This window comes from Vibrio sp. 99K-1, assembly GCF_013114585.1.
Classification (GTDB): domain Bacteria; phylum Pseudomonadota; class Gammaproteobacteria; order Enterobacterales; family Vibrionaceae; genus Vibrio; species Vibrio chagasii_B.
In genome coordinates this window covers 65672-84495 of the sequence record NZ_VTXF01000024.1, presented here as the reverse complement: position 1 = coordinate 84495, position 18824 = coordinate 65672, and the positions used below count along the sequence as shown (strand labels likewise).

Here is an 18824-nt window from a genome sequence, read left to right as displayed (position 1 = left end):
GCGTTGGTAGGGTTACCTTCGATTTGAATTGCAAATTTAAGCTGTTTTTGCATAACCCCTTGTTATAAATGCTAATTAAAGTAACATTTTTACCGGGTATAATGGATCATTTACTCCAATAACTAATAATAAATATACAGAATTAAGTTCTACAAAATTAAAGGGAATCCAATGTTTAAGGTAGTTAGTTTATTTTTATCGATTTCAATTTTTTCAGTTGCTCAAGCCAATGAAACAGTAGAGTTTGAAACGGCTCAAGAGTTGTTGACTGTAATGGAAGTTGATAAGCAAATGTTAGGTGGCTTTGAGGCTATGTTGCCAATCGTTAATCAGTTAGCTAATAAACTCAAGCTGAACGCTCAAGAGACAGAAGAGCTTAAAGGGATTTACAGGGACTGGTTTGACAACGATATTGATCGAGTAAAAATGCGAACTGAAATAGCGAACCTTTATTCAAGACAATTCACGATGTCAGAAATGAAACAGATAATAGATTTTTATGGTACACCTATTGGAAAGAAACTTATTCAACAGTCGCCGGAGCTTACAAAGCTTGGAGCGCAAATTGGTATGGCTGAAGCTCAAAATAAGCAACATTTGCTAGTTGAAAAACTGACTCCTTTTATGGACGAGCATAGCAGCAAGTGATTAATTTCTAGATCACTGTTAGACCTGATATGGAGCAGCTATAACTGAAGCCTAGAATATGACCTCTTATCGGCTATTTGCTCGTATCAAGTAAAAACCAAGTTGCTCTCGAATAGGCTGATGAAGTGAGTCGCTGATACAAATTTCTTTTGCTTGAATCGTAATACATGGCATTTTTCCGTACATTACGACAAGCATATGATGTGTATGTGGACGTTCGGTGTGGAGCAGTATTGATTCTCCCACCGGACGTCAGTTTCATGGAGGAAACATGACAAGAGACCAACTATTGGAAAAGGCACTTTATAGCAGTGCTAGCATCCATCAACCTCATTCTCTAAAAGCTTATTTGTCTGCGAATTATCTAAATGGGTATTTCGCGAAATCAGACAATGTCTGGCTTAAAACGAGTGAGCTAATAAACCAAACCGAGATTGAGGTTTTAGGCGAGTATTCTGCAACGGTGCTAGCGCCAAAGTTTACGGATTTTCGTATTCATAGGATATTGGAAAGTGGGGTATACCCAGCGGCGTATGTTGCTTTAATGCAGTGGCATGAGAATAAGGGCTTTCAAGATATCTTCTCGCATTACGTTTCGCAGGCTTCTCAAATAAGTGAATATCTTTCCCACAATGTGACTATCTTATTGGCGCTTAATCGTGTTTACCGTGAGTTAGAGCCGTCTCAGATTCCAGCGTTCCTTAACCGCTTCACTGAATTTGTCACATCGACCCGTTCTGATGGCTACCAAAGCATTGATACAAGTGAAGTCGTAGAGCTGAAGAGCGTAGTACTAGCATGCTTAAAACAGTTTGGTTTCTTTGGGCACAACCTCATTACGCTTACGTGGATATTGCGTTGCAAGGAAGAGCTGTCGAAGGAGCAATATGACGCAATGCTTTTTAATCTCTATCGACAGGCCAATAGCCCATTAGAAGATCCAGACGATGAGATTGATCAAGCTATCTTAGCGCAGTGTCAAAGCTCAGATAATTCAGATGAGTTCTATAACAATGTCCACCGATTAGTTTTTAAGTATACGTCGAATCTGCACCAGATAACCCTAGCGGATGCATTGTGTTTTCTTCGCGTAAGATTCCCTGAACAAGCAGCAGAGCTAAAATGTGTCGCAGAGTATCAGTGTCGTTTATTAGAAAGGTTTATTTAATTAAGGTGTTGCAGCTAAAATTTTGCAACGTCAGCAATCTAGGAGGGGACATGAAAAAGCTATTTATTGGCTTATTTTTACTGGTTTCGACGAGTGTAATAGCATCTGAAAACGTTGCGGAAATGTCGATTAAAAATGGCTATGTTGAACCTTTCCAAATGTTCGATAATGTTTATTACGTTGGTGATAGGTGGGTGTCGTCTTATGCGGTAGAGACTTCAAAGGGATTAGTTCTGATTGATACACTCGATTTCCCTTATTCGCTATGGATACCAATTAATCTAGAAAAGCTTGGATTACAAGATAAGGCAATCACGCATATTTTGGTCACTCACGGCCATTCTGATCATGCTGGTGGAGCGCAATATCTTCAGTCTGAATATGGCTCAAAAGTTGTGATGACGCAGAAGGGCTACGAATTAGCCATTGCTCAAGCCAATAAAAGCAGCGGTAAGAATACCTTTTTGCCTCCCCAAGTAGAGTTATTTGTGCAAGACAGTAGCAGCCTTAGCGTTGGTGAAGACGAGTTTAAGTTTTACCTTACACCCGGCCACACGGAAGGGGACTATTCAATAGATCTTATGGTGAAGGACAAGGGTATATCGTATCGCGCATTTGTTGTTGGCGGACACAGTATAAATGCACGAGATCCAAAGCTAGCGAAGCAGTTCTTCGAGAGCATGGATAGAGTCCGAGAGATCGCTTTGCAGCCGCCTGTAGTGAGTGTGAATTTGTCTAACCATCCACATAAGAATCATTTATTCGCTAATCGTGAGAAACGAAATGTCGATGATTCGAATAACCCGTTCATTAGCGAGAGCAACTTCTTTAGCTTCATAGAGCAGCAAGAGGCTTTAGCGAAAGAGAAGCTTAGCCAAGCGGAATTTCGGGTTAGCTCGGAAGCTTCATCCCCAGAGGCGCAGTAGGTCATTTGCCGCTGTCTGAATATCTTGTCTAAGTTGAACTTTGTGTTCATATCTTAATAGGTTAAGTTTATTGTCTGTGTCGTACCATTTGTTTAGTCGGCGCAGTATTCTTTCTCGAAAACAGGAGATTTCATGGCTGACAACGCAGTAGAGCAAGCAATCGAAAACATCCGATTGAAATCAAAAGGTACTGATTGTTTAACGAATTGCTCGGTGACGATCAACTTCCATCCCGATCGTTATACGTCTGGCAATAAACCTTTGCTCGAAGCGATTGCTGAAGATGGTTGTTTGAAGTCTCAATTTGAAACTGGCACCAGTAATGGTGGTATGACGGCTTACCCCGGTGGTGATCGTTGGCATTGGGAAAAGCGTGTGTTCGACGGCGCGTATGATGATGCTCCGAACACGCTTAGGCCGAAGTATGGTGCACTGAACTACCGTAATTATGATACTGGCGCTTCACCTCGTTTTGGATCTTGTTATTTCCAACTAAAAGCGGAGACCTTGGCACGAACTACGTTCTGTTATCCAGACAGCTTCTTTGAGCCAGAAGACTTCGCAATTTCTAATCGCGTAAAAGCGCTGATTGATAAGGCATCGTCATCGGATGTCGATTTGCTTGATGATTATATCGAGGCGCATGTTCATGGGGTTATCTCTCTGAAAGGCGATATTGAATGCCTTGTATTAGACCCTATTTACCGCTCGACGATTATTGAAGAACACGCGGTGAAATTGGGCGTTCCGATAAAGTGGCACAATGGATACGAGTTAAGCCTAGAAGAGATGAGCCGCTACCCAGATTATCGCGGCCAGTCGTTTATCGAACTCGCAAAAAAGTTAGCGGAGAACGGCAAGATCAATGCGAAAATACTGGGGCTAGCCGTGACAGAGCAAGGTTATGACCAACAAGACGTAAAGAAGGTTTGGCATTACTTGGCTCGGTTTGGTTATAAGTCAGAATAAGCTTCTCGAATAGCAAGAGTAGATTGAATTGGGAGGTTGTTAATCGTACCTTCCAGTATTTAGCGGAAACCCGCAAGCAAAAACTATAGTCGGTAGGATTTTAAATGAGTGAGATTGCTCGCTTTATCTCTGGAGAAGTGCCAGACAAATTTGGTCGTAATATTGAACAGTTGTTAGCTTACAATCACTTCTGGTTGGAACACGACCATAAGTATATTCAAGTGTTTTTCCCAATAGATGAAAGGACCAAGTTCAATCAACATGCACCGTTGGTTACTCAAGAAGATAGGACTATCTTTGCTAACTCAGAAGAGCTTCGCACTGCTCATCTACAAGTGCTTGACCTGATGCTTGAGTTTTGGAGAATGCAGCGAGATGGAAGTGAGATATCGTCATTGTTGCCACTTAGCCCTGCCAACCATGTATGGTTGAAGAATTACGACCATAACCAGCTTCGACTAACGCGAGCCATTCGCAGTTTATACTTGTTAGGCAATGAAGAGGTTGCAACCAACTTATGTGACTTCTTGATCGCAGCGGCCAATGATACGGGTTCTGTCTCTGATAAAACGGTGCAATATTGGCGTAATGCCTTGGAAGGTTAGTTTTTCTGTTCAGAGCTTTCGGAACTGAACATAATTGATTCCCAATGCGCGGCATTCTCGTGCGATGCCGCTTTCTCTATATTCAACATTTGAATGCAATTTGTGGTATACATCAAAGTTGATATCATCTCGGTTAACTTATTATTTTTCATTATGTTAGGGTGCTTCTAGTTTTTTAAGAAGGCGACTAGATTATGAAAAAGGGATTTGTCATCGCTGTATCAATTGGCTTTGTTGTCTTCTTCCTCGTTGGCCGCGAACTTCAATGGTTCGGGTCCAGTAATTCTGAGTCATTTCCTAAACTGCCGAATAGCCCTCAATTTGTACCATCTACTGACTTTGACGGTGAGTGGCTAGGTCGCCGTGTTAACACCACTGGCAATAATATGTGTGAGCGAACAACCATCACAGGAAACATTCGTGAAGGTAAAGCCACTTTGAGGCTTACCTACAACGGAACAGCATTAGAGGGTTGGGTTTCAGAAAGCGGTGAATTACGGTTATATGCGAAACATCGTCAATGGGACTATCGCTTTTCAGCAACAGGCAGCGACATGCGGTTTGATGGTCGTTGGTATTTAACCAATGGCCCGTGCCAAGGGACTTGGTTTATAGAAAAGGTCGATGCTAAGTCCTAATCGCGAATCAGTGAGAACCGAAAGGGTATTAAATGAAAATTAGAACTGCAGAGTTGTCCGATATAGCCGCAATTACTTGCATCTTCAATTTCTATATTGAGAATACTAACGCGCGCTTTGAAGAAGAGAAGTTTTCGTTGGAAAATCGACAGCAATGGTTCTCTCAATTTTCGAGTGATAGTAAATATCAACTTTATGTCGCAACCGAAAACGACTCGCTACTTGGTTTCGCATGCTCTCAACCGTACAGAGCAACATCAGCATTTGAAGATACAGCCGAAGTCACAATTTATTTAGCTGAAGATGCAAAAGGTAAAGGGATAGGCTCTAAGTTGTATTCTCAGCTCTTCGCATCAATCATTGATTTCGGTGTTCATCGCGTCCTTTCCGGTGTGGCATTACCCAATGAGGCATCGATCGCACTACATAAGCATTTTGGCTTTCGAGAAGTTGGTGTGTTCAATGAATATGCAAAGAAAAATGGCAAATACATCAGTTCAATGTGGTTGGAAAAGGCTTTAGATGCGGATATTCCCCTTAAATCCTCTTAACGTTCTTGATTCAATACTTATAACATTTTTTGATGCAGTATTAGGAAGCAACTTGAAAACAAAGGACACAATATGGAAGTAAAGTTGGTCAAAGGTTCAGACCCTAAGTTCGCTGAATCGATCACCAAAACGAATATGGCGCCTTACTACGATACGCGCGGGATCGTTTGGGGTCATGAGCAGTTTTTACGCAGTTGGGACGAGTTAGATAACTATGAAGTTTATGTAGGTGATATGCGTATTGGTGTTGTCCGCTTTAGTTATACCAGTGACATCACGTTCCTTCGAGATTTACAGATATTAGCCGAATACCAAGGTAAAGGTTTTGGCTCTAAGTGTTTGGATTTAGTGATTGCACATGCGAGCAGTCAGGCATCGAATCAGTTAGTGCTGCGTGTATTCAGTGAGAACCCTGCGATTAAGCTTTACCAATCAAAAGGTTTTACAAAAATTTCTGAAGTGAAGGGGCTTGTTGAAATGGAGCTGCAATTAACTGGACTATAAAGGAAACGAAATGGTTGAACGTATAAATTATCAAGGCTTGCCATCAATTGCTGGGCCTTATGTTCACGCGACAAAGCACAACGGTACGCTCTATGTCTCTGGTTTGACTGCTTACGGCACAAGTTCACAGGATCAAGGAATTGGTGAGCAGACGAACGAGATACTTAGTCAGATCAAGCAAATACTAGAGCATGAACAGCGAGCAGTCAGTGATCTTATTAAGCTGACGATCTTTATCTGTGATATGTCTGAACTAGGCAGTCTTCGAGAATTATTGTTCGACTTTTATGGAGAGTATCTTCCAGCTTGTTCTCTAGTCGAGGTATCTAAATTGATTCACCCTGATTTAAAGGTTGAAATTGAAATAACGGCAGCACTCTAAGCAGACATATCAATATAAACGTAACGGTCACACCTCTAATCACCTTCATGATCGCGAGAAATCTATGAACAGCCGTATCAAGTTGAATTATATTAAGTATGCATTTTTCGAGTTGTTATTCGTAGCTGCTCTAGTGGCGCTGGTGTATTGGTTATCCGGCGGGGATAATCAAACCTTGCGGACCACTGGGTTGATATTCCCTGTTGCTGTAGCGATAAAGACGGTAGGGCTTTGGTGGAAGCTCCACAACATTTCATTCGAAATCTCCAACGGTTATGTTCTTTTCGACGGCTACGCTTGCGATATCAAGTTACAGGGAAGTATTCTTCCTTTTGGTATTGGCTCATTTATCAAGCTTTCCTACACAAAAGGTGCGATGCAAAAACGTAACATCTACCTTCCGAAAGGCGCAATGAACAAAGAAGAGTGGACCCGTGTGTTAGCGTGTCGAAGATAGTTCTATTGCTTTAGTTTGTGTTGTGCGTCAGTTTGTATTTCAGATTTAGTTCGTGTGCTAGTATCGCCTTTTTTGCATCGAGCTAATTTATGACCAACGACCATTTCAAAGGCAAATATGAGGTTGAGCTGAAGTATCGACTTAGTTCTAAGTCTGAGTTCTTGAAAACTTTGAGCCTAATGCCTCATCAAGTAATGCTGCAAGACAATCAGGAATGTGATTGGTATTTCGATAGCCCTGATAGAAGCTTACAGGCTCAGAACAAAAGCTTGTGTATTCGCACTATGGAGCCCTCAGGAATTAAGCTATGGATCGTAAAAGGCCCAGAGTCTGACCGATGTGAAGCGACAAATATCACCGACGCGTCGAATGCTAAGAGTATGCTAGAGAACTTGGGATACGAAGTGATTCTTAAAGCGCAGAAAACTCGCAGTATCTACTTTGTTGGAGAATTCCATATCACGGTCGATTGTCTTGCGGGTATCGGTGATTTTGCCGAATTTGCAATTATGACGGACGATGAATCTAAGTTGTCTGTGTATAAAAGTGATCTTGAGTTGTTAGCCAATAAATTTGGGTTGACTGAATCGGCACTGCAAACTCAGTCTTACAAACAGATGTTCGAAGAAATGAACGCATAGCACAGCGCTTAAGCGTCAAGGAGAGTTATGGACACCATTATCAAACAAGCCATCGAGTTGCGAAAAGAAGAAAAGTACCAAGCGTCGCGTGACTTACTGGCAACGCTACTCACTGATGAAAACTATGCAGCAAAGGCGCACTTGCAGATAGCTTGGTCTTACGACAACCAAGGTCAAGAACAGCAGGCGATTGAGCATTATGTTTTGTCTTTGCAAGGGAGGCTTTCTTCGGTAGAGCGCTTTGATGCGTTGTTTGGCTTAGCAAGCACTTACCGAAGCCTAGGTCAGTATACTGAGGCTTTAAGCTATTTCGAACAGACTATGTCTGAGTATCCTGATTCCCTTGAAGTTCAGCCGTTCTACGCAATGTGTTTGTACAACTTAGGTCGACATAAAGAGGCGACGTCTCTGTTGCTTGAGTTGCTGGTTTCTACGACCAATAGTGAGGCGATCAAAGAGTACCAACGAGCGATCTCCTTATACGCTCAAGATTTAGATAAAACTTGGTAAGCTGCTGACAATAAAGCTCATCTGTTTGCTTAAAATCGATGAGCTTAGCCTTGCTTTACTTTCTTTGGACGAAACTTTCTGCCGTCCATAATATTCAAAGACATCAGTGTTAGATTGGTCGCACCAGCTATCAGTTCTAAAACCTGAACACCATAAAACACTGAGTCGAACTCTCCTAAACTTGCCCATTGATTCAAAAAGTACGCGGCTGGAATCAAAATAACGATCCCGTTGAACGCGATAATTGGCATGCGTTTACTTTTACGTTCAACTATTTTCCCTTTACGTTGTTTTGCCATAGATGCACCGGTCGCACCAGTGATAGCAATGGCAGGGACAAGAACAAACAAGCCCGGAAAAACGATCATCGATTTGACTAGTTTCACTGATTCCAAAGTACCAAACAGCTCTACAAGTAGTGTGCTGGTAAAGAATGTAGCGACACACAGTGTTGCTGTTAATGCCGCTATTCTGTGAATTATTGGTTTCATATCATTTGCGCCTTTATTTTGGTAACATGTTGTCAATTTGGTTTGAGTCTAATTTAATGACAGCATATTGTCAAAGTGAGTGTTATGGATACGAATGGAGAAGTTTTCACAAAGATCGCACTAGAGATCTTTAAGGTCAGTGGTCTATTGAATGCTGAGGGTGACAAATTAACCGAAGAATTCGGGTTAAGCAGTGCCAGATGGAAAGTGATGGGGGCGATCGAAAAGTCCGATGAGCTGGTCACGGTTTCTCAAATTGCTCGTATTATGGGGCAAAGCAGACAAGCGACACAGCGTGTTACCGACATCATGGTGAAAGATGGCCTGCTAACTTGGCTTGATAACCCGAATCACAAAAAAGCAAAGTTGGTTAACATGACTGAAAAGGGCAAGGAAGCGTATTCGCTATTAGATAAAAAACAGGAAGTATGGGCAGAAAGTGGCGCAGAAGGCATTGAAAGAGACGAGCTGGATAAGGCACTAATTACTCTGAAGAAGATGGCTACCTTCTTAGATAGATAAGAGTTTGATAGATAAGAGATTAGATAAATGGAGAGTGGCAGTTGAGAAGAATACAGAAGCCTAAGCACCATTCGATACTTAGGCTTCAAGATTTAGCTTTTCTATTTAGATTAGTCGTTAAGCTGAAAGCTCTTTACGAACTATCTCTGCGCCAGCACTTAGCGCATTGAGCTTCGCTGAGGCAATTTCGCGAGTTAGGGGAGCCATGCCACAGTTGGTGCAAGGGTAGAGCTTGTCTGCATCAACATACTTAAGTGTTTCTCTTAGAGTGCTCGCTACTTCTTCCGGTGTTTCAATCGAATCGGTTGCAACATCGATCGCACCGACCATGACTTTCTTGCCTCGCACTAGTTCAAGCAGCTCAAGAGGTACATGAGAGTTGTGACACTCTAAAGAGATAATATCGATATTTGATTGCTGCAGCTTAGGAAATACCTCTTCGTATTGGCGCCACTCAGTGCCTAATGTCTTCTTCCAATCTGTGTTTGCTTTGATTCCGTAGCCATAGCAAATGTGTACTGCGGTTTCGCATTTAAGCCCTTCAATGGCCCTTTCTAAACAAGCGATACCCCAATCATTCACTTCATCAAAGAACACGTTAAATGCAGGCTCATCGAACTGAATAATATCAACGCCTGCAGCTTCTAATTCTTTGGCTTCTTCGTTGAGGATCTTTGCAAATTCCCACGCCAGTTTTTCACGGCTTTGGTAATGTGCATCGTAAAGTGTATCTATCATGGTCATAGGACCCGGCAGAGCCCATTTGATCGGTTGGTCGGTTTGCTGACGTAAGAATTTCGCATCTTCAACAAACACGGATTTCTGACGAGAAACTGGGCCAACCACTGTCGGTACACTTGCATCATAACGATCTCGGATCTTAACGGTTTCACGCTTTTCAAAATCAACACCATTCAAGTGTTCAATGAAGGTCGTTACAAAGTGTTGGCGGGTTTGTTCGCCATCACTCACGATATCGATGCCTGCTTGCTGTTGTTCATGCAGAGACACACGCAGCGCATCTTGTTTGCCGTCTGTGAGTTCATCGCCTTCCAGTTTCCATGGAGACCAAAGTGTTTCTGGCTGTGCTAGCCAAGACGGCTTAGGCAAGCTGCCTGCTGTTGAAGTCGGTAATAGTGTTTTCATAATAATTCTGCCTGTCCTTAGATTCCAAAAGTGGAGCGTATGTTTCCTATTGCGAGTAAAATCGAACGATTACAGCGCGTAGTTGGCAGACCAGTTTTCTAGTACCGACTGGTATGGCTTAATGAAGTTTTCTTCTGCGAACTTACCTTGTTCAACAGCTAGCTTGCTTCGTTCTTCACGGTCATACACGATTTGAGTCAGTGAGTGATCCAAGTTTTTCAAGTTTGGTTGGTAACAGTTACCTGCAACAGCATTCGCGTTGTAGATTTCAGGGCGGTAGATTTTCTGGAACGTACCCATGGTACTGATGGTGCTTATAAGCTCTAGGTTAGAGTAATCGTTCAGCAGATCACCAAAGAAATAGAAAGCCAGAGGAGCAACACTATTTGGCGGCATGAAATAACGAACCTGTAATCCCATCTTCTTGAAATATTGTTCAGTTAAAGAAGACTCGTTAGGTTGGTATTCAAAGCCTAATACAGGGTGTTGATTTTCAGTTCGGTAATAGGTTTTATTATCTGAAACACTCAAACAAATAACAGGTGGTTTCTTAAAGTTCTCTTTGTACGCTTGAGAGTTAACGAAATATTTAAACAGCTTGCCGTGCAAATCACCAAAATCGGCTGGAATACTGAATTTATCTTGGCCTTTATTGTGATCTAAAAGTAATACGCTGAAATCATAATCTCGAACATAAGAAGAGAAGTTATTCCCGATAATACCTTCAATGCGCTCATTCGTTTTGTGGTCCAGAATATTGGTTTTTAGCACTTCAATTGAAGGGAATGCTTCGCCGTTGCTTTCAATGTCCATATCAACAGAAATGATTTCAAGCTCAACAGAGTAGCGGTCGCCCTTAGGGTTATCCCAATGAGCTAAGGCATTGAAGCTATTATCAATCATCTGTAAAGCGTTACGTAAGTTCGCTTGGCGGCTTTCACCGCGAGCCAAGTTAGCAAAGTTTGTTGTGATACGTGTACTGTCTGCGGGTGTGTAGTTTTCGTCGAGGCTGATGCTCTTAATCGTAAAATTAAATTCGTTATTCATACTGTTCTGACTTCCCAATTCGTTGTCTGACTTTCTCTCGGTCTTTTATATCAGTGCGTTATTTTCGCTTGTGACCATATTAAGAGTGCTGGCTATATTCTTTAAATATGTCGCATTAAGTTAATCGCTTAATATTTTTATACTTGGAAGGTGGGAGGATTAACAATGGTAATACTTCACAATCAACATGAGGAATATTCATGATCTATCTGTTTGAAAATCAAAGCTGGTGTCAGTTATATTAATTATCTTGATGGAAATATAACCACATTAATTGTGTGTTATTTAAGACAATTAATTTAATTAAGAGATGGATGAAATGAGTGAATTGCTGTTGTTGATTTTCTACTGTGCGTTATTAGGCAGTGGTGTTGGGTTTCTAGCCGGTTTGTTAGGCATTGGCGGAGGGCTGATCATTGTGCCGGTGCTAAGCAGCATTTTACTGTATTTAGACGTTCTACCGTCCGACCAAGTTGTTGTTGCTGCAATTGCCACTTCGCTGGCCTCGATTCTATTTACTTCAACTTCTTCTGCGCTAGCTCATCATAAGAATGGAAATGTGCCTTGGAATATTGCGCCTTGGATCATGCTTGGTGTTGCTCTGGGCGCACTGATTAGTGGTTTTATGGCGGCTCTGTTGCCCGAGAAAGTTGTTCGTATTGTGTTTGCCGTGAGCGTGGTTCTTATTGCGATCAAGATGTTCTTAAGCAGCAAAAATGACGCACCTAAGGAACGAAAGCTACCGAATAAAGGTGTATTAACGGTTCTGACGACCATTACTGGCGGCTTGTCTGCAATGATAGGGATTGGTGGCGGTGCATTGCTGGTCCCGCTATTAACGTTCTTTTCGGTCGATATGAAAAAGGCGATCGGTTGTGCGTCTGCGTGTGGCATTGTGATCGCGCTATTTGGCTCAATCGGCTACATCGCATCGGGCAGCAGCCACTTTGCGCTAACCGACGGTTTTGCTGGCTTTGTTTATCTGCCTGCGCTGCTGGGTATTGTGTGCACGTCTTGGTTCACCGCACCTTTAGGTGCAAAAGCAACAAACCATTTACCCGTTCCAACCATCAAGAAGATCTTCTCAGTACTGTTGGTTGTTATCGCGGCAAGTATGGTGGCTCGTTAATTGAAGATCGTTCAAGTATCAATATATAGAGCAAAACCGAATAAATTGATCAACCACCAATAATGAGAAAAGGGCATTTTCATAACTGCTCTTTTTTTGTTTATCGGTCTATGCTTATACAGCTATGTACATGAGTATATTGATAAAATCATTTGGTTATGACAATCCACTGCTATAGCTAAATGTACTTGTTCAGTTCAAGGGAATGCTAAAAGTGGGTGATTTATGGATCCGTTAACGCAGGGCGTGCTAGGCGCTTCTTTGTCACAATCGGCGAGTAAAAAACAACATTTGGTTGTTGCTGGGGTATTAGGTTTGCTCTCCGGGTTGGCACCAGATTTAGATGCATTGATTAAGTCTCAAAGTGACCCTTTATTGGCTTTGGAATTTCATCGACAATTTACCCACTCACTGTTCTTTATTCCCATTGGCAGTTTGATCTGTGCCTTGGTTCTACATCATCTGATTGCAAAAAGATGTGGGCTTTCTTTTAAACAAAATTGGCTGTTTTGTGCATTGGGATACGGTACTCATGCACTGTTAGATGCTTGTACCACTTATGGCACTCAACTGTTCTGGCCGTTCACCAACGAACGTTATGCTTGGAATACCATTTCGATTATCGACCCTGTCTATACCATTCCTATCTTAATATTGTTGGTGTTGGCGACATGGAAGCGAGCCCCTTGGTTAGCGCGTATTGCGTTTCTGTGGGCTTTGATTTATCCGACGTTAGGCATGATACAAAGGGATAGAGCAGAAGCGATAGGATGGCAATTAGCGCAAGAACGCCAACATACTCCTATTCGGTTAGAAGCCAAGCCGAGCTTTGCGAATATCTTAGTGTGGAAAGTGGTGTACGAAACAGAATCTCGATACTACGTAGATGCTGTTCGAGTCGGCACCTCCGTTAAAACTTATCCTGGAGACTCTATTGCGAAACTGAATGTGAGTCAGGATTTCCCGTGGCTCGATCCTAATTCACAGCAAGCAAAAGACATTGAACGCTTCCGTTGGTTCTCGAATGGTTATATTGCTCAGGATCCAACAGACGCTCTACGCATTATCGATGTCCGATATTCAATTGTACCTAATCAAATGAAAGCACTATGGAGCATCAAACTATCAAAAGCTGTTGATGCAAATACGTATGTAAAATACGAAACGCACAGAGACAACACGCCAGAGTCGAGACAGATCTTCTTCGGTATGCTCAATGGCGATAAATGATCTAGTTTTGAAAAGTAAAAAGGCTGAGTCAGATAATCTGCTCAGCCTTTTTATTCGTTTATGACTTAGCTACTGATAATTTTAGAGTTAATACGACCTAAAATTAGTTCTTGAGTATCAATATTCACGATACTCAAATTAATAGAAGCAGAAAGACTTGTTTCCATTGTTGGCAATTTTCTAGGTTGTTAGGATATAGGTGCCCCATTACGAAGGAGCTTTTATTGATGTAATGGGGATACTTATCATTGGCTTCAAAGTTATTCTTAAACGATACTGTAGTAAGTTGAAATATTAAGGCACTGAGTTGTTCCAATAAAAATGAAGAAAAAATACACGCGTATATCGTTAAGGACAGTGTTAGGGGGGATGTTTGTCTTTTGCACTCTCGTGACGGCCAGTGTTGCTATCCTCTTGCAATACCATTTTGCGAAAAAAACAGAGCTACAACACACCCTTACTCAATATCAAACTATTGCAACTGGCGTATCCAGCCACTTATCTAGTCTTCAAAATTTAGCTGACAACGTAACGCGGAGAGGCGCGCAATTGGTATCTCTGATCGGCGTGGATACACCGGAAGAGAGTGTCATTGTCCCTTTGTCTCAATTGCTAGTGAGAGAACCTAGCATCCACAGTATTTTTGTGGCTAAAGAAAATAACGATTTCTTCCAACTGATTAATCTTTCTTCTAAGGAAATTCGTTCACGTGTGCAGGCAAAACCCGGCGATAAGTGGTTGCTCATAGTTCACCGCGGAGTAAATCGAGAACGTAGTAAGGTGAGTATTTATTACGATGAGAATTTTATTTCACGACATATTTCAAATGAGTTCAGTAATTTTATCCCCACCCAGCGCAGTTGGTTTGAAAATGCTGAATATGATGAAACTTACAACACATCGCCTTACTTGTTTAATACGCTAAAAGTCTCAGGTGAAACTTTTTCGATCAAAGTGCCGGGTTCAAAAACTGTGGTGGGTGTGGATATCCTTCTTTCCTCTTTAGAAGCGCAATTGACTAATCGATTTGTTAAGAATAAGAAGACCTCAGAGGCTGAAGCCTTTATCTATCAAGAAAATGGGCAATTGATTGCAACGAATAAGATGGTGGATATTGAAGGGCGATTACCGCTAGTCTCACCAGTTAATTTGACCGATGAGCAGCGAATGTTAGTTGAGCAAGCTCCGGAACTAACAGTGTCAAACCAAAATAACTGGGGCCCGGTCGACTTTGCCGTGGGTGGGCGTCCAAATGGATTCGCAATAGATTTATTCAAGATGGTATCGGAAATGACAGGCTTAAAATTTAAGTTTGTGAATGGCCGTAGCTGGGATGAGTTAGTGAAAGACTTTGGTCGCGGCAATATTGACATTCTTCACTCCATTGCCGCTCAAGACGATCTTTCTAGTATTGGTGTGGTTGGTAAACCTCTATATCACGCTAAGTTTGCTTTTCTGACTAAAAAGGCAAATCAACACATCAATACCCTAGAGCAAGTAAAGCAAAGTCGAATTGGTTTACTTAAAGGGTGGAGCATTCAAGATGATTTGAAAGAAGCTTACCCGCAAATGAGCATCATTAATTACGCTTCGTTGCACGATGCGATTGATGGTGTATTGAATGACGATATTGTTGCTGTGCTCGATATTCGACAAATTTTGAGAAACAAGATACGCGAAACGTTCCGCCAAAATTTGGTAATTAATTTGATTAAAGGGCCCAACATTCCGAACGCCTTTTATTATTTAGTTAATGAAGATCAAAGAGCTTTAGTTGAGATTATTAATCTTGCGGTCAGCGCTATTACGCCAGAGCAGAGAAAATATCTGCGTGAAAAATGGTTTAAGGGTAGTACAGCTCAATCGACCTATACTTTTGTGCCATACGAGGAACTTCTTGAATTCGCAAGAGAGCCAGCATTTGTTAACTCAGTGCGCTTGGTACCAGTCCATGGTGTAGAGAAATATGTCTATGTTGCTAAATTGACACATAAAGAGGGACGTTATTTTGCTGTTGTGATCCCTAAAGCCTACTTAATGGCAGGCGTAAATGAAACGGTAGTTTACTCAGTCGGTGCATCATTCCTTGTGCTTACTCTTTTAATTCCAATTGCGTGGGTAATGGCAAAGCCTATCTCGGAGCCAATTAATGCATTAAGAAAACAGGTCAGGTTTGTTAAAGATCGTGAGTACGAAAAAGTGCAGCGTATTCATTCCCGTATTGAAGAAATTCATCAGCTTGGTCTATCTCTGATGAGAGGTAGTCATTCGCTACAGCAATTTGAGCAGCGTCAAAATGAGTTTTTTGAGTCTGTGATTCAACTTATCGCGCGCGCGATCGATGAAAAATCTCACTATACAGCGGGCCATTGTAACCGTGTGCCAGAGATCGCTCTGATGTTGTCGGAAGCCGCCGAGAAATCCGAGCAAGGTTCGTTTAGAGGATTTGCTTTTGAAAATGACGAAGAACGACGTGAGTTTCGTATCGCGGCTTGGCTGCATGATTGTGGCAAAATTGCGACGCCAGAGTTTGTGGTCGATAAAGGCAGTAAACTAGAAACCAACTATAACCGAATCCACGAAGTTCGTATGCGCTTTGAGGTGCTTTGGCGAGATGTACAAATCCAATACTTGCTCAAAAAATTGCAAGAATTGGGCATTGATGGGCAGCCAGAACAAGTATTACAACAAGAGTTTGCGGTACTCACCGAAGAGTTTAAGTTTATTGCCACCGCTAACGTAGGGGCAGAATTCATGTCTGATCAAGATATTGCGCGTCTGCATGAACTGGCTGAAAAAGAGTGGGTGCGATACTTCGATCGCGGATTGGGTTTATCTCCATTAGAGGAAGCGCGTTATCAGTCTAAAGCGACACCGGCAGTAGAGAAATTACTGACCGATCGCCCTGAACATGTGATTGAACGTGAACAGCCGTTTTATATCGACCCTGAGTTTGGCATCAATATGAAGGTGCCCGATATTCTCTATAACCACGGTGAGTTATATAACTTAGCTGTACAGCGTGGAACATTATCGACAGAAGAACGCTTTAAGATTAATGAACACATGATAAGTGGAATCAAAATGTTGGAGAGCATCCCATTCCCGCCAGAGCTTGAGCGCGTTCCTCGTTATGCGACGACTCACCATGAGGCGATGGAAGGCTTTGGTTATCCGAGAGGCTTGACTGGGGAAGAGTTGTCGATTCCTGAACGTATTCTTGCAGTAGCTGATATTTTTGAGGCGCTAACCGCTGCCGACCGACCTTATAAGAAAGCCAAATCGCTAAGTGAGGCTATCCACATCATGTCGAAAATGGCGTTAGGCGGGCACATTGATAAAGACGTGTTTAAATTATTGCTCACTAGCGGAGCTTATCTAAGTTATGCTAAGCGCTACTTACCAGACGTACTAATTGATGATGTTGATATCGAGGGGTATGTAGACAAGCTTTCATAATCCCAAAAGATTTGTCCAGAAACGAGCCAGTAGAACATCGTTCTAACGTCTACTGGTCGCTATGCTTAACCTTTCAAATAACGACTTCTCAAGTGATCTTTGAAGTATTGCGCATTCAAGGTTTCACCTGTTGCACCTTTTACTAAATCATCGGTGGTGAGTAGGCTGCCTTTGCTCCAAATGTTCGACTCTAACCAAGTGAAAATAGGGGATAGGTCACCGCTTTCAATCACTGAGTTCACATCTACTGTTTTCTTCATTGAAGCCATGAACTGAGCCGCGTACATCGCACCTAATGTGTAAGATGGGAAGTAGCCGAATGCGCCGTCAGTCCAGTGGATGTCTTGCATACAACCGTTAGTGAAGTTGCCTTGAGTGCTTAAACCAAGGTAAGACTGCATCTTTGTGTTCCAAAGTTCAGGAACATCAGTGTGCTTGATTTTGCCGTTTATCAGGTCACGTTCGATCTCGTAACGTAAGATAACGTGTGCAGGGTAGGTCAGTTCATCGGCATCAACACGGATGAAGTCTTTCTTCACGCGAGTGTAGATCTTCTGGAAGTTTTCTTTCTCAAATTCTGAGCCTGAGAATTGCTGGCCAGCGAGGTTCGCTAAGTGCCCAATGAACGGGTCGCTGCGGCCAACTTGCATCTCAAAGAATAACGATTGAGATTCATGAATACCCATAGAGCGAGCTTGACCGGCAGGTTGGCCTGCTAGGTGTTTAGGTAAGCCTTGCTCATAACGTGCGTGACCTGTTTCGTGGACGATGCCCATTAAGCTTTGAACGAATTCAGCTTCGTCATATCTGGTTGTGATGCGCACGTCGGTAGGAACACCACCACAGAAAGGGTGAACACTTTCATCTAATCGGCCGTGTTCAAAGTCAAACTGAAGTAATTTCATCACTTCTAAACCAAGCGCTTTTTGTTTTTCTGCAGCATAAAAGCCGTTTGGAGCATTAAATTGCTCACTAGACTGCTTTTCGAGTACTTCATCAATAAGGCTTGGCAGCCAAGTTTTCACATCCGCAAATAAGATGTCTAATGATGCTGAACTGGTACCCGGTTCGTAGATATCCAGCATCGCATCATAAGGTGTTAAGTTTGCGGCATCGGCGCGGATCTGTGCTTCTTCACGTGATAGCTCAACCACTTCTCGCCAGTTCTTTTCAAACCCAGCCCAATCGTTGTTACCACGTTGGCTGCGCCACGCATGTTCACACTTTGAACCCGCTAACGACTTAGCTTCAACCAACTTTTCAGGAAGTAGGTTGGCTTGCTGCCATTGGCGTTTAATTTCACGAAGCGATGATTGTTGTTCACCATTCAGATCTTCGTTTTCAGCATCAGAGATCCAATCTGCCAGCTGTGGCTGAGTCATCAAGCCGTGAATATGAACCGAAAGCTCGGCCATCGCTTCGCTACGCGCTTGGTTACCACCAGCAGGCATCATTGAAGCTTGATCCCAGCCACAGATAGAGGCTAGGTGTTGAAAGCGTGAACATTTTTGAGAGTGTTCGACTAGTTTTTTGAATGCGCTCATTTGACTACTCTTAATTTGGTTTCTTTAAATGATCCTTAGGGCCGCGTCAGCGTTAAGTTTCATCTCTCATGTACTTTGATTATGGCTCTGCTTTTTAATGGCGCTGACCTTCGTAGTCGAAGATATAGCGAGAAAAGCGTGAGGCGGTACGATGCCTTGAATTTACTATTTCTTAACAAATTAAACTGTACCATTGTGCACAAAATCAGTGACTTGTATAGCTGGTGGCAATTGTTACTTGCGAATTTTTCAGATAC

20 protein-coding genes are annotated in these 18824 nt (G+C 42.3%); 16 read left to right on the top strand and 4 right to left on the bottom strand.

Annotation, left to right across the window (positions count from 1 at the left end; all coding sequences use genetic code 11):
• Positions 1-171 precede the first annotated feature (171 nt).
• The 12 genes from F0228_RS18540 (at position 172) to F0228_RS18485 (ending at position 7999) form a co-directional block, all read left to right on the top strand.
• Positions 172-648 carry a DUF2059 domain-containing protein gene (locus tag F0228_RS18540; protein ID WP_061032673.1) on the top strand — a complete coding sequence of 159 codons (477 nt, stop codon included), beginning with the start codon at positions 172-174 and terminating at the stop codon, positions 646-648.
• Between the two features lie 271 nt (positions 649-919).
• Positions 920-1816 (top strand): hypothetical protein, encoded by an 897-nt coding sequence (locus tag F0228_RS18535; protein ID WP_171762618.1) that lies wholly within the window; start codon positions 920-922, stop codon positions 1814-1816.
• 50 nt (positions 1817-1866) lie between these two features.
• Positions 1867-2742: an MBL fold metallo-hydrolase gene (locus F0228_RS18530; RefSeq protein WP_171762617.1), complete on the top strand. Its 876-nt coding sequence runs from the start codon at positions 1867-1869 to the stop codon at positions 2740-2742.
• A gap of 132 nt (positions 2743-2874) precedes the next feature.
• The gene (locus tag F0228_RS18525; protein WP_171762616.1) at positions 2875-3711 is read left to right on the top strand and encodes a DUF3626 domain-containing protein; all 837 of its coding nucleotides are present in this window, start codon (positions 2875-2877) and stop codon (positions 3709-3711) included.
• 104 nt (positions 3712-3815) lie between these two features.
• Positions 3816-4316 carry an opioid growth factor receptor-related protein gene (locus F0228_RS18520; protein WP_171762615.1) on the top strand — a complete coding sequence of 167 codons (501 nt, stop codon included), beginning with the start codon at positions 3816-3818 and terminating at the stop codon, positions 4314-4316.
• Between the two features lie 194 nt (positions 4317-4510).
• Entirely contained in the window at positions 4511-4954 is a 444-nt protein-coding gene (locus F0228_RS18515; protein ID WP_116871967.1) for a hypothetical protein, read from the top strand.
• A 32-nt stretch (positions 4955-4986) separates the two neighbouring features.
• Complete coding sequence (locus F0228_RS18510; RefSeq protein WP_061032667.1) at positions 4987-5505, top strand: GNAT family N-acetyltransferase; 519 nt, start codon at positions 4987-4989, stop codon at positions 5503-5505.
• A gap of 72 nt (positions 5506-5577) precedes the next feature.
• Complete coding sequence (locus tag F0228_RS18505; RefSeq protein WP_116871968.1) at positions 5578-6009, top strand: GNAT family N-acetyltransferase; 432 nt, start codon at positions 5578-5580, stop codon at positions 6007-6009.
• A 10-nt stretch (positions 6010-6019) separates the two neighbouring features.
• Positions 6020-6391, top strand: coding sequence for a RidA family protein (locus tag F0228_RS18500; protein WP_116871969.1), 372 nt, complete (start codon positions 6020-6022; stop codon positions 6389-6391).
• A gap of 64 nt (positions 6392-6455) precedes the next feature.
• Positions 6456-6848 (top strand): hypothetical protein, encoded by a 393-nt coding sequence (locus F0228_RS18495; protein ID WP_061032665.1) that lies wholly within the window; start codon positions 6456-6458, stop codon positions 6846-6848.
• Between the two features lie 89 nt (positions 6849-6937).
• Positions 6938-7489, top strand: coding sequence for a class IV adenylate cyclase (cyaB, locus tag F0228_RS18490; protein WP_061032664.1), 552 nt, complete (start codon positions 6938-6940; stop codon positions 7487-7489).
• A 27-nt stretch (positions 7490-7516) separates the two neighbouring features.
• Positions 7517-7999, top strand: a complete 483-nt coding sequence (locus tag F0228_RS18485) for a tetratricopeptide repeat protein (protein WP_061032663.1) — start codon at positions 7517-7519, stop codon at positions 7997-7999.
• Between the two features lie 44 nt (positions 8000-8043).
• On the opposite strand, the gene F0228_RS18480 is transcribed toward F0228_RS18485, so the two are convergent.
• Positions 8044-8490 carry a hypothetical protein gene (locus F0228_RS18480; RefSeq protein WP_105057222.1) on the bottom strand — a complete coding sequence of 149 codons (447 nt, stop codon included), beginning with the start codon at positions 8488-8490 and terminating at the stop codon, positions 8044-8046.
• 84 nt (positions 8491-8574) lie between these two features.
• Here F0228_RS18480 and F0228_RS18475 point away from each other — a divergent pair, with 84 nt between their 5' ends.
• The gene (locus F0228_RS18475; protein WP_061032661.1) at positions 8575-9012 is read left to right on the top strand and encodes a MarR family transcriptional regulator; all 438 of its coding nucleotides are present in this window, start codon (positions 8575-8577) and stop codon (positions 9010-9012) included.
• Between the two features lie 117 nt (positions 9013-9129).
• Here F0228_RS18475 and F0228_RS18470 read toward each other — a convergent pair whose 3' ends face one another.
• Together F0228_RS18470 and F0228_RS18465 are read right to left on the bottom strand one after the other, a co-directional pair.
• Positions 9130-10158 (bottom strand): methionine synthase, encoded by a 1029-nt coding sequence (locus F0228_RS18470; RefSeq protein WP_105057221.1) that lies wholly within the window; start codon positions 10156-10158, stop codon positions 9130-9132.
• A gap of 69 nt (positions 10159-10227) precedes the next feature.
• Positions 10228-11205 (bottom strand): DUF1852 domain-containing protein, encoded by a 978-nt coding sequence (locus F0228_RS18465; RefSeq protein WP_061032659.1) that lies wholly within the window; start codon positions 11203-11205, stop codon positions 10228-10230.
• A 319-nt stretch (positions 11206-11524) separates the two neighbouring features.
• Here F0228_RS18465 and F0228_RS18460 point away from each other — a divergent pair, with 319 nt between their 5' ends.
• The 3 genes from F0228_RS18460 (at position 11525) to F0228_RS18450 (ending at position 17023) form a co-directional block, all read left to right on the top strand.
• Positions 11525-12334: a sulfite exporter TauE/SafE family protein gene (locus F0228_RS18460; protein WP_061032658.1), complete on the top strand. Its 810-nt coding sequence runs from the start codon at positions 11525-11527 to the stop codon at positions 12332-12334.
• Between the two features lie 225 nt (positions 12335-12559).
• Complete coding sequence (locus F0228_RS18455) at positions 12560-13564, top strand: metal-dependent hydrolase (protein ID WP_105057220.1); 1005 nt, start codon at positions 12560-12562, stop codon at positions 13562-13564.
• 369 nt (positions 13565-13933) lie between these two features.
• A complete protein-coding gene (locus F0228_RS18450) occupies positions 13934-17023 on the top strand; it encodes an HD domain-containing phosphohydrolase (RefSeq protein WP_081090335.1) in 3090 nt (1029 codons plus the stop codon).
• A 65-nt stretch (positions 17024-17088) separates the two neighbouring features.
• On the opposite strand, the gene F0228_RS18445 is transcribed toward F0228_RS18450, so the two are convergent.
• Positions 17089-18567, bottom strand: a complete 1479-nt coding sequence (locus F0228_RS18445) for a carboxypeptidase M32 (RefSeq protein ID WP_171762614.1) — start codon at positions 18565-18567, stop codon at positions 17089-17091.
• Positions 18568-18824: the final 257 nt, after the last annotated feature.